This is a genomic window from Brevundimonas bullata (genome assembly GCF_003350205.1).
Taxonomy (GTDB): Bacteria; Pseudomonadota; Alphaproteobacteria; order Caulobacterales; family Caulobacteraceae; genus Brevundimonas; species Brevundimonas bullata.
Map to the genome: position 1 here is coordinate 15,235 of NZ_QLLC01000002.1, position 13,100 is coordinate 28,334.

Here is a 13,100-nt window from a genome sequence, read left to right on the forward strand (position 1 = left end):
GGGGCTGAAGCCGCGAGCGTGGCGAAACTGGTAGACGCAGCAGACTTAAAATCTGCCGACTTCGGTCTTGCGGGTTCGACCCCCGCCGCTCGCACCACTTCCATTTCGCAGGCTTGGTTTTTTCGCGGGGACCCGAGGGCTCGGTGCCTTCGGGGTGTATAGCTAGGCTTGGGCGATGAAGAAGATGCCCCTGAGCGAAGTCCTTCTCTGCATCATTCTGGTCATCGGGGCGATCGGGGCCGCGCTCTCGGCCCTAGCCATATTCGCGGCTCTCGGCGTCAGCCTCTACGCGGCTCTATTGGGTTGATCCGATCCCCTGTCTTGGCGCCGTAACGCTGGGGGGGTAGGCAAGCTGCACCTGTAGTGTTTCCGGTGTTCAAGATGATTTTCAGCCGCGTTCTGGCTCCGACCCTGGCGCTCGCCCTTTTGGCCGGTGCGGCCCTTCCGGCCATGGCGCAGCAGGCGGCTCAGCCCATGGCGGCGGCGACATCGGCTGAGCGCGCCGCGCCGGCCCTCGTCGTGACCCTGGTGGTCGATCAGTTGAGCGCCAACCTCTTCAACCAGTATCGCAGCCAGTTTACCGGCGGGCTGAAGACCCTGGCCGATCAGGGCCTGGTGTCGATCAACGGCTATCAGACGCACGGCGTCACCGTGACCTGCGCCGGGCATTCCACCGTCCTGACCGGCGTCCATCCGACGCACAGCGGCATCCCCGCCAACGACTGGATCGACACCACGACGGGTCAGGAGACCTATTGCCTGGCCGCGCCGCAGAACACGCTGGCGCACGGCAGGAACACCGACAACGGCCCGGTCGGGCCGGATATGCTGAAGGCCTCGACGCTCGGCGACTGGCTGAAGTCGGTCAGCCCGCAGAGCCGCGTCTTCGGCATTTCCGGCAAGGATCGCGGGGCCATCAACCTGGCCGGGCACAAGGGCGACGGCGCCTTCTGGCTGACCGAGGGCTTCGGCTTCACGACCTATGTCGCGCCGGGCCAGTCGGCCGAGGCCAGGCTGGCGCCGGTCGCGGCGATCAACGCGCGGATGATCGACCGCTTCTCGCGTCAGGCGCCGACCTGGACCTATACGAATGACGCCTGCCGTCGTCTGGAAGGCCAGTGGGTCATCGGCGGGCAGACCTTCAACTCGACCCTGCCGCCCGCGAACGACAGCATCGAGGGATCGCCCCTGCTGGATGAGCTGACGCTGGAGGGCGCCGCCGAGCTGCTGGACAGCCAGCAACTGGGCCGTCGCGGCGTCACCGACATGCTGGGCGTCAGCCTGTCGGCCACCGACAAGATCGGTCACGGATACGGCACGCAGGGGCCGGAAATGTGCGAGCAGATGCTGCGTCTCGATGCGGCGCTGGGCGTCTTCCTCGACAAGCTGGCGACCGTGCCGGGCGGGGTGGTCGTGGTGCTGACCGCCGACCATGGCGGTTCGGATTTCCCCGAGCGGTCCTCGGTCGAGGGCTATCCGGCGGCGGGCCGCGTGGACCGCGCCCTGATGCCGCGCGTCAATGATGTGCTGAAGGCCCGGTTCAAGCTGGACGCCAATCCGCTGGTTTCCTCGGCGGGCGGGCTGATCGTCGTCGACAAGGACAAGAAGTCGCTGGCCGAGCCGCTGCGCAGTCAGGTCCTGGCCGCCGCCGTCGAACTGCTGAACCAGGAGCCGCAGGTGGCCTTGGCGGTGTCGCGCGACGAGCTGCTGGCCGAGCCGGCGCCCGCCTCGAACAATCCCGAGGAACTGAGCCTGCGTCAGCGCCTACGCCTGTCGGCGGTGGCCGGGCGCTCGCCGGACATCATGCGGTCCTATCAGCCGGGCCTGACCGGCGCGGGCCGGGTCGGCGGCGCCATTTCCAGCCACGGCTCGCCCTGGGACTATGACCGTCGCGTGCCGATCATCTTCTGGTGGCCGGGCGCCCAGGGTCAAGAGCGCTTCCTGCCGATGCGGACCATCGACATCGCCCCGACCTTGGCCCACCTGATCGGGGTCAAGCCGACGGACGCTGTGGACGGTCGCTGCATGGACCTGCCGCAGTTCGCCACGGGGCGTTGCGAGGCCCAAAAGCCGTAAAGTCGTGTTTCAGGGCTCATAAACTCGTGTTTCGGGCCGGGGGCGTGGTCTTACGCCCCCGGCGTTTCGTTGGCACAAGGGATCAAGGCCTCTGAGGGGAGGCCATGGCCGTCAGAGCCGCCTGAGGAAACACCATGAACAGAGCCCGCCGCGCGCGCATCGTTGCGACCCTTGGACCCGCGAGCCGTTCACCCGCGACCGTCAAGGCGCTGGCTCAGGCTGGTGTGGATGTCTTCCGCCTGAACTTCAGCCACGGTTCGCACGAAGACCACGCCGCCGCCTTCAAGGCTGTGCGCGGGGCCGAGATGGCGTTGAAGCGCCCGCTGGGCATCCTGGCCGACCTGCAGGGGCCGAAGCTGCGGCTGGGCCGGTTCGCCGATGTCGAGATCGCCATCAAGCCCGGGCACAGGATGCGCTTCGATCTGAACCCGGAGCCGGGCGACGAGACGCGGGTGCAGATGCCGCACCCGGAAATCTTCAAGGCCCTGCGCACCGGCATGTTGCTGCTGATCGACGACGGGCGCGTCCGCCTGCGGGTCGGGGAACGCTCTGACGAATGGGCCGATGTCACGGTCGAGAGCGGCTCCAAGCTGTCGGACCGCAAGGGCGTGGCGGTGCCGGAAGCGGTCATTCCAGTGTCGGCCCTGACGCCCAAGGACCGCGAGGACCTGGCCTTCGCCCTGCGCCTCGGCGTCGACTGGGTGGCCCTCAGCTTCGTACAGCAGGCCGAGGACATGGCCGAGCTGAAGCGGATCGTGAACGGGCGCGCCGCCTGCATGGCCAAGATCGAGAAGCCCCAGGCCCTGAATGATCTGGAGAGCATCCTCGACTACTGCGACGGGGTCATGGTCGCGCGCGGCGACCTGGGCGTCGAGATGGAGCCGGAGGAAGTGCCGGTGGCGCAGAAGAAGATCCTGCGCGCCGCCCGCCAGCGTGGCGTGCCCGCCATCGTGGCGACGCAGATGCTGGAGTCCATGACCAGTTCGCCGGCCCCGACGCGGGCCGAGGCGTCCGACGTGGCCAACGCTGTCTATGAGGGGGCGGACGCCCTGATGCTGTCGGCGGAGACGGCGTCGGGCGACTATCCGATGGAGGCGGTGCAGATCATGAACCGCATCATGGAGCGGGTGGAGCGCGACCCCCTGTGGCCCGGCCTGATGGACGCCGAGCACGCGGGCATGGACATCCACGACGTCGACGCCCTGGTGGCGGCGGCGCGGAAGGCGGCGGAGGCGGCCTCGACCGCATGCATGGTGGTGTTCACGACGCTGGGCGGCACGGCGCGGCGGATGTCGCGCGAGCGGCCCTTGCAGCCGGTGCTGGCCCTGACGCCCAAGCCCGAGACGGCGCGGCGTCTGGCCCTGGTCTGGGGGCTTGAGCCGCGTCTGGGCGAGCAGCCGACCTCGCTGGAAGGCCTGACCGAGGATGCGGTCGAAAGCGCCATGATCTATGGCCTGGCCGAGCCGGGTCAGCGCATCCTGATCCTGGCCGGAACGCCTTTCGGCGCGCCGGGGGCCGCGAATCTGTTGCGTCTGGCCCATGCTCCGGCCCATGTTCCGGGAAAGGTGAAGCGCGGCCAGGACTGAGGTATGGATCCTCCCCTGTGCAGCGTCAGCGAAACGGGGGAGGGGGACCGCGCAGCGGTGGAGGGGGCGACCCTGAAACGCAGAGCCCGGCTTCCGCCCCCTCCACCATCCTTCGGATGGTCCCCCTCCCCCGCAAAGGGACGGGGGAGGATCGGAGAACGAATGATCAAATACATCGGCTCAAAGCGTGCGCTTCTGGGCCATGTCACGGGTGCTGTGCGCGCCGCCCTGCCGGACGGGGGCACGGTCTGCGACCTGTTTTCCGGCTCGGCCCGTGTCGGTCATGCCTTGAAGGGTCAGGGCTTCCGCGTCTGGTCCAACGACCACAACGCCTATGCCCACACGCTGGCGACGGCCTATGTCCAGGCCGATCGTGAACGCTGGGCGGCGCAGGCAGAGGTCGTTCTGACCGAGTTGCGGACGGTGACGCCCGAGGCCGGCTGGTTCACCAAGGCCTTCTGCGAGGACGCCCGCTTCTTCCATCCCGATAACGGCGCCCGCATCGACGCCATGCGCGCCCGCATCGAGGCCATGGGGCTGGAGCCGGAACTGAAGGCCGTGGTTCTGGTCGCCCTGATGGAGGCGGCGGACCGGGTGGATTCCACGGCCGGGCTGCAGATGGCCTATATGAAGCAGTGGGCGCCGCGGGCGTTGAAGCCGCTGGAGCTGCGGCTGCCGGACCTGTTGCCGGGCGTGGCGGCGGGGCCTTGCCGGGCGACGCAAGGGGATGCGGTGGAGATCGCGGATCAGGTCGAGGCCGACCTCGTCTATCTGGACCCGCCCTACAACCAGCACTCCTATCTGGCCAACTACCACTGCTGGGAAAGCCTGGTCCTCTGGGACAAGCCGGAGACCTACGGCATCGCCAACAAGCGGGTGGACGTGCGGACCCGCAAGAGCCCGTTCAACAGCCGCCCCGGCATCGGCCCGGCCCTGCAATCCGTGGTCGAGCGGCTGAAGACGCCGAACCTGATCGTCAGCTTCAACGACGAAGGCTATCTGAGCCGCGACGACCTGACGGCCATGCTGTCGGCGCGCGGTCATGTGCAGGTGGTCGAGATCCCGCGCCCCCGCTACGTCGGCGCCCGCATCGGCATCCATAACCGCAAGGGCGAGAAGGTCGGGGCTGTCGGACGGCTGCGCAATGTCGAGCATCTGTTCGTCGTGACGCAACAGCCATTGAGCCTGCCGGTCGCGGCCTGAGGCGGAACCAATCTCGCAATGTCGGGATTGTTTTCGGCATGACCATGCCGTCGCAACGCCCATCCTCGACCCGGCGCCTCGCCTCCAAGGGGCTGCCCAGCTGGGCGATCCTGCTGGCCGGGCTCGCGGTCGCGGTGGTGATCGCCCTGCTGGTAGGCGGCGCTCTGGGGCTTTAGGCGCTTTCCAGCAACGCCTTGATCGGCGCCCAGCTGGGGCGGTGCGCCGGGCAGGGGCCGAGGGCTTTCAGCGCCTGCTGGTGAAGGGGGGCGTTGTAGCCCTTGTGGCTGGCGAAGCCGTAGCCGGGATATTGTCCGTCCAGTTCGATCATCAGCCGGTCGCGCGCCGTCTTGGCCAGGATGGAGGCCGCCGCAATAGACAGGGACAGGCTGTCGCCCTTGACCACGGTGGTCACGTCGCAGGGCAGTTTGAAGCGGTAGTTGCCGTCCACCAGGGCGATGGCGGGCTGGATGCTCAGGGCCTCGATGGCGCGGCACATGGCCAGGCCCGTGGCGTGCAGGATGTTCAGCTCCTCGATTTCCTCGACCGAGGCGAAACCGACGCCCCAGGCCAGGGCGCGGGCCTTGATCTCGGGTTCCAGCGCAGCGCGGCGTTTCTCGGTCAGGGCCTTGGAATCATCGATGCCGGGCGGCAAATCGTCGGGGTTGAGGATCACCGCCGCCGCCGACACCGGCCCGGCCCAGGGACCCCGCCCCGCCTCGTCCACGCCGCAGACGGGACCGTTCCAGGTCGCGCGGGCTTCCAGCTCCAGCATCAGGGTGGGGAAGGGGCGGTCGATCTTGGTGGCGGCTTTGGGCGGCTTCATCGCGCGTCAGTGCCACGAACGGACGCAGGGTGGAAGGTGGTGGTACTGGTGTGGACGCTCGCTTTCAGATCGCGCAGCATTCGCGTATCGATGGTGCATGAGCGATGCGCCTTTACGTCTTGCAGAATGGTTCGAGGAGTTTTGGGGCGAGAAGCTTCCTGTTAGCGGCGACACAGATCTGTTTGAGCGGTTCGGCATCGAGGGAGACGACGCATCCGATTTCATGGACGGTTTCGGGGCTCAATTTGGGATCGATGGCGAAAATTATCGTTGGTATTTCCACCATCGTGAGGAGGGCACGAACTTCGGCGGACTGTTCTTCGCGCCGCCATATAGACGTATGCAGCGCATACCGATCACCCCAAACATTCTGGTTGAGGCCATCGACACAAAGCGGTGGCCGCTCAAATATCCTCGCCATCAGGTGCCGACCGTGCGCTGGGACATCCGAGTGAACCAGTTGCTACTTGTGGTTCCTGTCGTCCTGCTGGCGCTGTGGCTCTGGCAGCGTTTTGTCCGCTAAGCCGCGAAAGCGGATTGCAGGCCCCTCTGCCGTCACCCCGGACGGCCCGAAGGGGCGATCCGGGGCCCAGGCGTTCAACTCAATGGCGGGGGAGGAGATACTGTAACCGCCTGGGTTCCGGGTTCGCTGCGCGCCCCGGAATGACGGTGGCAGAGGCGGAGCGCTACTCAACGCCAGACGATCAGACCTTGGTGACCGCGCCCGCTCCGCCCACCTGCCCATGGCGGAAGCAGGTCGTCTGGTGGTCGTTGACCATGCCGACCGCTTGCATGAAGGCGTAGGTGATGACCGGGCCGCAGAATTTGAAGCCGCGGGCCTTTAGAGCCTTGGCCATGGCGACGCTTTCCGGCGTCTGGGTCGGGGCTTCGCGGAAGTCGGTCCACTGGTTCACCAGCGGCTTTCCATCGACGAAGGACCAGAGCCAGGCGGAGAAGTCCTCGCCATTGTCTCGCATCTCCAGCCAGAGGCGGGCGCCGTTGATGGCGGCGTCGATCTTGGCGCCGGAGCGGATGATGCGCGGGTCGGCCAGCAGCCGGGCGCGGTCGGCGTCGTCATAGCGGGCGACGATTTCGGGATCGAAGCCGTCGAAGGCGTCCCGCATCCCCTCGCGTTTTCTCAGGATGGTGATCCAGGCGAGGCCGGCCTGAAACCCGTCCAGCACCAGCTTCTCCCACAGGGCGCGGGGATCGTACTCGGGCACGCCCCATTCGGTGTCGTGGTAGGCGATGTAGAGCGGGTCGGTGGTTCCGCACCAGCCGCAGCGGCCTTCAGCTTTCTCGGATTCGGTCATGGGCCGATGTTGCCGGAATGTTCTTGCTAAGCAAGGGCTGACGGCGGCGATGGCCTTGGAGCCCTAGCCTTTGAAATCAGGAACCCAGTCGGGTTTCTCGACGCGCACGGGACGACCATCGACGCTCAGATCGCCCTCCAGACGGTCCAGACGCATCAGGGCGATGGCGCGGCCGTCGCTTCCGGTCATGACCTCGCCGGCGCGAAGCTCGCCGTTCAGCACCTCGGCGCCGCGCTCGGGGGCTGGTCCTTCGAAGGCGATGGCCATCATGCGGTTCTTGATGGTGCCGCGTCGCTTCATCCGCGAGGTCGTTTCCTGACCGATGAAGCAGCCCTTGTGGAAGTCGATGCCGTTCAGCAGGTCGAAGTTCGCCTCGATCGGATAGGTCTTGTCGAGGAGGGTGTCTGCGGTGGGGTCGGGCAGGCCGAGGCTCAGCCGATGCGCCTGCCAGTCGGCCTCGGTCGCGTCGGTCTCGCACTGGTCGCCCCAGCGGCGTCCGCCGAGCGCGGGCAGGCGCGGGTCGGGGATGAAGCCCTCGGGTGTATCGCCGCCCCAGGCGACGAAGACGGCGTCGGGGATGGGCATGACCTCGACGTTGGAGCGCAGTTTGTACATGGACAGGCGCTGGACCAGGGCGTCGCGCCGCTCGGCGGCGACATCCAGCACCACGCCGTTCTCCTCGCCCCAGATGAAGAGGTCGAACAGCAGGCGTCCCGGCGGGGACAGAAGCGCGCCGAAGCGAAGCTCTCCGGGCATCAGGGTCTCCACGTCCTGCGTCAGCAGGTTGTGCAGGAAGAGGCGGGCGTCAGGGCCGGTGACGCGGATCAGGGCGCGGCTGTCGAGGCGGGCGATGGACATCCGGCCAAGATAGGGATGGGGAGGGGCAAGCGACAGGGGCTCTTTCCTCCCCACGCGCGGCGGCGCCCTTTGGCATTTTGAGCCTTTCAAGGCTGACCGATCCGCCGCCCCCTCCGTCACGCCGCTGCGCGTCGCGCCACCTCCCCATGGAATGGGGAGGAACGAAGGGGATCAGGCGACGGCGTATCTGGCCGTGACCCCGTCCGGCTGGAAGTCGTGCTGGTCCAGCCGGTCCAGCGAGGCGATCATGCGGGCGACGAAGTCCTGAGGGTCGCCTTCCTCGACGGCGGGGCGCAGCCAGTCGGTGACGACGGCGCGGGCCGGGTAGGTGCCGACCGGGCCGGGGACGCTGAGGGCGACCTCGATGCCTTCGGCGATCCAGCCGGCGACCGTGGCGAAGACCTCCATGCTCGCAAGGAAGTCGGAGCGGCGCACGACATAGAGGGTGATCTCGCCGCGCTCGACGCCGTCGGGGCGGATGATGACGCCGCTGCGGTCGGGGCGCCAGTCGTCGGATAGCTCGACGGCGCGCCACAGGCAGAACCAGACGCGGCAGGTCTGGGGCCGGATTTCATGGACCGAACAGCCGGCCCCGTCGACGCAGTAGCCGCACAGCTCGCCCGTGGGCTTGGCCAGTTCGGGTAGGTTCAGCGGAATGACGCGGCAGCACTCGACGCAGCCGCCGCAGGTCCGGTCGGGAAGGAGGGGAAGGCTCATGGGCGGGTTCTGGTGCATTGAGAGGGGGATTGCGCGCCTGCGCTCGCCCGCCTGAGCGCAGGGCGGGGCTGGGGTCAGGACAGCAGCCAGCCGAAGGCGAAAACCAGGCTGGTCGAGAGGGTGAAGCCGCCCAGAGCCCAGAGCCCGGCTCGGACAGCGCCCACGCCGTCCAGCCGCATCAGCCAACGGTGCTGTATGACCAGGTACCAGAGGGTGGTGGCCGCGATCACGGCCAGCCCGGCCAAGGTGGCCGTCTCGCTGGGATAGCGGATGCCCGCGGCGCCCAGGCTGACCAGGATGGCGGTGGCGCCGGAGAGATAGCATTGGGCGAAAAACGGCGTGCGCAGGGTTTCGCGGTCGATCCGCTTCTTCTCCAGCTTCAGCGAGATCCAGGCGAAGGCCAGGGCGTGAAGGCTGAACAGCAGGGCGCGAAAGGCGAGCACCGTCTGTTCGCTATGCATGATGGCCTGGGCCAGGCGCGAGCGTGGCGCCGCGTCCGGCATGCCCATGGCCAGCTCCAGGCCATGGGCGAGCAGGAGGCTGAGCACCAGGAACAGCGGCGGGCTCAAGGTCTCCAGGTACTGTTTTTCGGGCTTGTCGCGCTGTTCCTGATCGGAATAGCGCATCGTGGCCAGCGGGCGCGTGAGGGTGGTCCACAGGGTGCGCGGATAGAAGAGCAGCCACGACATCACCTCGTAGAGCAGTTCCTCCACTGACCGTAGGATGGTCAGCACGTTCATGGTCCGGCTCCCTCAGCGACGCGAATGCTAGCAGAGGGCGCCCGCTTGCGCAGCGGTCAGGGCGAACTTCGCTCACGGAACCCGCGTCACGTCTTATCTACGCTGAATTCCGTAGAGAATCCCTCTAGGGTCGTCTCATGCATGGGCGTTTCCCGATCCTCTATATCGCCGAGGCGGACGCTGAAGAGGCGGTCCTCTCGTCGGGCACGCTCGCCCATCTGGTCGAGGCCATCCCGCACGCCACCTTCACTGTCGTCGGTTCGGCGGCCAGCGCGCCCCTGTTTGCGGACACGCCAAGGCTGGAGCGGCTGATCGTTCTGGACCGCGACGGGCGCTGGGACTGGATCGCCCTGTGGAACCAGGTGCGCGAGACCCACTGGGGCCTGGTGGTCGACATGCGCGGCTCGACCCTGTCGGGCAAGCTGCGACGCCAGAAGCGGGCGGTGAAGGGCAAGGTCTTGCCCGACGTCCATCTGGTCGAGCAGGCGGCGCGGGTGCTGCAACTGGACGAGATTCCGGCGCCGAAACTGTTCGTCGGGCGCGACACGCAGGAAGCCGCCGACGCCCTGATCCCGCCGGGCGAGGAGCCGATCCTGGCTATTGGGCCGGGCGTGGACTGGATCGGCAAGCGCTGGCCCGCCGACCGCTACGCCAAGGTTGCCCTGTCCCTGCTCGGCGAAGGGGGACCCTTGGCCGGGGGGCGGCTGATGATCGTCGGCGAAGAGGCCGACCGCGACGCGGCCCACTCCATCCGCTTCGCCGTCAAGCGCGAGCGGGTGATCGAACTGCAAGGCCGGCTGACGCGGCTGCAGACGGTCGCGGCCCTGTCGCGCGCTGACTTCTATATCGGCGGGGACTCGCTGTGGACCCAGCTGGCGGTGGCGGCGGGCGTGCCGACGGTGGCCGTGTTCGGCCCCTCGGACGAGGCCCTGCGTCGTCCCTGGACCGGGGTGGCGGTGCGCGGTCCGCGCAGCCTGCAAGAGTTCATCGACATGGACCCGCGCCTGAACCAGCACATCCAGCACATGATGGACCTGCCCTATGAGCGGGTGTTGAAGGCGTCGAAGAAGCTGCTGGCGCAACTGGCGGACTGACCACTTCCTGAGTGGGCGAGGGGTTGTCCCATGAGGCGTCAGGCGCGCATAAGCGCCTCGACCTCAGGAGATGCGCCAATGACACAGACCTATGACCTGATCGTGCGGGGCGGCGAAGTCGCCAACCACGCCGGACGCGGCATGGCCGACGTCGGCGTCATCGACGGGCGCATCGCCTTCATCGGCGACCTGTCCCAGGCCTCGGCGGGCGAGGTGTTCGACGCCACGGGCCTGACCGTCCTGCCGGGCGTCATCGACACCCAGGTCCACTTCCGCGAGCCGGGTCTGGAATGGAAGGAAGACCTTGAGACGGGCAGCCGCGCGGCGGCCCTGGGCGGCGTCGTCGCCGTGTTCGAGATGCCGAACACCAATCCCAACACCACCGACCCGGACACCATGGCCGACAAGCTGGTCCGGGCGAACAACCGGATGTGGACCGACCACGCCTTCTACGTCGGCGGCACGCATGAGAACGCCGAGCATCTGGCCGATCTGGAGCGCCTGCCGGGCTGCTGCGGGGTCAAGGTCTTCATGGGCGCCTCGACCGGCGACCTGCTGATCGCTGACGACGAGGGGGTGAGGAAGGTGCTGTCGAACGTACGCCGTCGCGCCACCTTCCACTCCGAGGACGAATACCGGCTGGTCGAGCGCCGCAGCCTGGCGCGCACCGGCGACTGGACCAGCCACCCCGAGGTCCGCGACGCCGAAAGCGCCATCATGTCCACCCGCCGTCTGGTCGGGCTGGCCAAGGAGACCGGCGCCCGCATCCACGTCCTGCACGTCACGACGCGCGACGAGATGGAGTTCCTGCGCTTCCACAAGGATGTCGCCACCGTCGAGATCACGCCGCAGCACCTGACCCTGGTCGCGCCCGAGGCCTATGAGCGGCTGGGCGCCTACGCCCAGATGAACCCGCCGATCCGCTCGCAGGAGCATGTTGACGCCCTGTGGCTATGGGGCATGCAGCAGGGCGTCGCTGACGTCCTGGGCTCGGACCACGCTCCGCACACGAGGGAAGAAAAGTCCAAGCCCTATCCGGCGTCGCCGTCGGGGATGCCGGGGGTGCAGACCCTGGTGCCGCTGATGCTGACGCACGTGGCTGAGGGCCGTCTGTCGCTGGAACGCTTCATCGACCTGACCTCGGGCGGAGCGCAGCGGGTGTTCGGCACGGCCAACAAAGGGCGGATGGCTGTCAGCTATGACGCCGATCTGACCATCGTTGACCTGAAGGCGAAGAAGACCATCAGCCACGACCAGCAGGCCAGCCGCTGCGGTTGGACCCCCTTCGACGGCTTCGAGACCACGGGCTGGCCGGTGGCGACCATCGTGCGCGGCCGCGTGGTGATGAAGGACGGCGAACTGATCGGCCAGGCGCACGGCCAGCCGGTGCGGTTCCAGGAGACGCTGGCGGGGTGAAAGGCCTGATCGGTTCCGCATGGTTGGCTATGGTGTCGGCCGCTCTGGCGGGGTGTTCTACCGAGGAAGCCTCTGTTCTTGCGCCGTGTGAGATCCGAGAGATTGCGCGGGTGTGCGATGTCGAGAGCAACGAGCGGTTCGTCAGCGTGAGTCGAACATCTGCGCCTTGCTTGGCTGGCGTAACGGTGGACGGTGTAAACGTATCTATTCCGTACCAGCCTCTTCGAAGTATCGGCGACGCCGAGCTTGAGGGCATCGAAACGGCCACGGGCTATGATGAGTATTTGATCAGTCTGCTTCCATCTAGGCCTGTCGCGGACAGCGCGACTCCCGGCGTGCTGTACGCCTGCTCTGAAATGTGCCGCGCCGTCATGTCGTGGCGAGGCTACGCCGTGGTTGTGTCCTGGGGTGATGTCAAAGCGAACCCAGGCGCTGTTGTTAAGTCGGCAATAGCGTCGCTTGATGCGTGGGCGGCACAATGCAGGGAGGGGGCTCGATGAGAGGCGCTGCATTGAAGCCCGACGCGGTTGCTCCGGTCTTTCGCTCTCGCCTGGGCCTGATCGGTTTCGGCGCCTTTGGGCGGCTGACGGCGTGGCATCTGTCGCCCTGGTTCGACATTGTCGCCTATGACCCGGCGGCCAGCGACGGCGAGGGGCTGGTGCGGCTGACGACGCTGGAAGAGGCGGCGGCCTGTCCGGTGGTGGTGCTGGCTGTGCCGGTCGGGGTTCTGGCCGAGACGGTCGCGGCCATCGCTCCGTCCGTGACGCCGGGCGCCCTGATCCTCGATGTCGGCTCGGTGAAGGTGAAGCCGGCCGAGGTCATGCTGGAGGGCCTGCCCGAGGGCGTCCAGATCGTCGGAACCCACCCCCTGTTCGGTCCCCAGAGCGGCAAGGACGGCATCGCGGGCCTGCGCATCGCTGTCTGTCCGGTGCGCGGCGACAAGGCGGCTTGGCGCGTGGCCGCCTTCTGTCGCAAGGCGCTGGGGCTCAAGGTCTTCGTCGTCACGCCCGAGGATCACGACCGCGAGGCGGCCACGGTCCAGGGCCTGACCCACCTGATCGCCAAGGTTCTGCTGGCCATGGAGCCGCTGCCGACACGGATGACCACGACCAGCTTCGAGCGCGTCATGCAGGGCGTCGACATGGTCCGCCACGACAGCGCAGCGGTGTTCCGCGCCATCGAACACGACAACCCTTATGCCGCCGAGGTGCGGCGGCGGTTCTTTGATCTGGCGGAGCAGGCGAGGGCGGAGCTGGACGGGTAGGGCAGAGGTG

The 13,100-nt window shown here is 67.5% G+C and carries 14 protein-coding genes and 1 tRNA gene; 10 read left to right on the forward strand and 5 right to left on the reverse strand.

Features of this window, described 5'->3' with window-relative positions; genetic code table 11:
* Positions 1-12: 12 nt before the first annotated feature.
* The 6 genes from DXK21_RS01155 (at position 13) to DXK21_RS16430 (ending at position 5,041) form a co-directional block, all read left to right on the forward strand.
* Positions 13-97 (forward strand) — tRNA-Leu (locus DXK21_RS01155).
* Positions 98-175: 78 nt separating this feature from the next.
* Positions 176-307, forward strand: coding sequence for a hypothetical protein (locus DXK21_RS17000; protein WP_281269011.1), 132 nt, complete (start codon positions 176-178; stop codon positions 305-307).
* A 74-nt stretch (positions 308-381) separates the two neighbouring features.
* Entirely contained in the window at positions 382-2,076 is a 1,695-nt protein-coding gene (locus DXK21_RS01160; protein WP_114816083.1) for an alkaline phosphatase family protein, read from the forward strand.
* A gap of 134 nt (positions 2,077-2,210) precedes the next feature.
* Positions 2,211-3,662 (forward strand): pyruvate kinase, encoded by a 1,452-nt coding sequence (gene pyk / locus DXK21_RS01165; RefSeq protein ID WP_114815959.1) that lies wholly within the window; start codon positions 2,211-2,213, stop codon positions 3,660-3,662.
* Positions 3,663-3,824: 162 nt separating this feature from the next.
* Positions 3,825-4,865 carry a DNA adenine methylase gene (locus DXK21_RS01170; protein WP_114815960.1) on the forward strand — a complete coding sequence of 347 codons (1,041 nt, stop codon included), beginning with the start codon at positions 3,825-3,827 and terminating at the stop codon, positions 4,863-4,865.
* A gap of 38 nt (positions 4,866-4,903) precedes the next feature.
* Positions 4,904-5,041: a hypothetical protein gene (locus DXK21_RS16430; RefSeq protein ID WP_162790554.1), complete on the forward strand. Its 138-nt coding sequence runs from the start codon at positions 4,904-4,906 to the stop codon at positions 5,039-5,041.
* Here DXK21_RS16430 and DXK21_RS01175 read toward each other — a convergent pair.
* Complete coding sequence (locus tag DXK21_RS01175) at positions 5,038-5,688, reverse strand: ribonuclease HII (protein WP_376856753.1); 651 nt, start codon at positions 5,686-5,688, stop codon at positions 5,038-5,040. The two genes, DXK21_RS16430 and DXK21_RS01175, sit on opposite strands and share 4 nt — an antisense overlap.
* A gap of 97 nt (positions 5,689-5,785) precedes the next feature.
* Here DXK21_RS01175 and DXK21_RS01180 point away from each other — a divergent pair, with 97 nt between their 5' ends.
* Entirely contained in the window at positions 5,786-6,211 is a 426-nt protein-coding gene (locus DXK21_RS01180; RefSeq protein ID WP_114815961.1) for a DUF1493 family protein, read from the forward strand.
* Positions 6,212-6,392: 181 nt separating this feature from the next.
* On the opposite strand, the gene DXK21_RS01185 is transcribed toward DXK21_RS01180, so the two are convergent.
* From DXK21_RS01185 to DXK21_RS01200, 4 genes are all read right to left on the reverse strand, one after another.
* Positions 6,393-7,001, reverse strand: coding sequence for a DNA-3-methyladenine glycosylase I (locus tag DXK21_RS01185; protein WP_114815962.1), 609 nt, complete (start codon positions 6,999-7,001; stop codon positions 6,393-6,395).
* A gap of 63 nt (positions 7,002-7,064) precedes the next feature.
* The gene (gene ygfZ, locus DXK21_RS01190) at positions 7,065-7,859 is read right to left on the reverse strand and encodes a CAF17-like 4Fe-4S cluster assembly/insertion protein YgfZ (RefSeq protein ID WP_114815963.1); all 795 of its coding nucleotides are present in this window, start codon (positions 7,857-7,859) and stop codon (positions 7,065-7,067) included.
* A 171-nt stretch (positions 7,860-8,030) separates the two neighbouring features.
* On the reverse strand, positions 8,031-8,576 hold the full coding sequence (locus DXK21_RS01195) for a hypothetical protein (RefSeq protein ID WP_114816085.1): 546 nt from the start codon (positions 8,574-8,576) through the stop codon (positions 8,031-8,033).
* A gap of 74 nt (positions 8,577-8,650) precedes the next feature.
* Positions 8,651-9,316, reverse strand: coding sequence for a hypothetical protein (locus DXK21_RS01200; protein WP_114815964.1), 666 nt, complete (start codon positions 9,314-9,316; stop codon positions 8,651-8,653).
* Between the two features lie 137 nt (positions 9,317-9,453).
* On the opposite strand from DXK21_RS01200, the gene DXK21_RS01205 reads away from it, so the two are divergent.
* The 3 genes from DXK21_RS01205 (at position 9,454) to DXK21_RS01215 (ending at position 13,090) form a co-directional block, all read left to right on the forward strand.
* Positions 9,454-10,410: a glycosyltransferase family 9 protein gene (locus tag DXK21_RS01205; RefSeq protein ID WP_114815965.1), complete on the forward strand. Its 957-nt coding sequence runs from the start codon at positions 9,454-9,456 to the stop codon at positions 10,408-10,410.
* Positions 10,411-10,488: 78 nt separating this feature from the next.
* Positions 10,489-11,826 (forward strand): dihydroorotase, encoded by a 1,338-nt coding sequence (locus DXK21_RS01210; protein WP_114815966.1) that lies wholly within the window; start codon positions 10,489-10,491, stop codon positions 11,824-11,826.
* A 496-nt stretch (positions 11,827-12,322) separates the two neighbouring features.
* Positions 12,323-13,090, forward strand: a complete 768-nt coding sequence (locus tag DXK21_RS01215) for a prephenate dehydrogenase/arogenate dehydrogenase family protein (protein WP_114815967.1) — start codon at positions 12,323-12,325, stop codon at positions 13,088-13,090.
* The last annotated feature ends 10 nt before the right edge of the window (positions 13,091-13,100 follow it).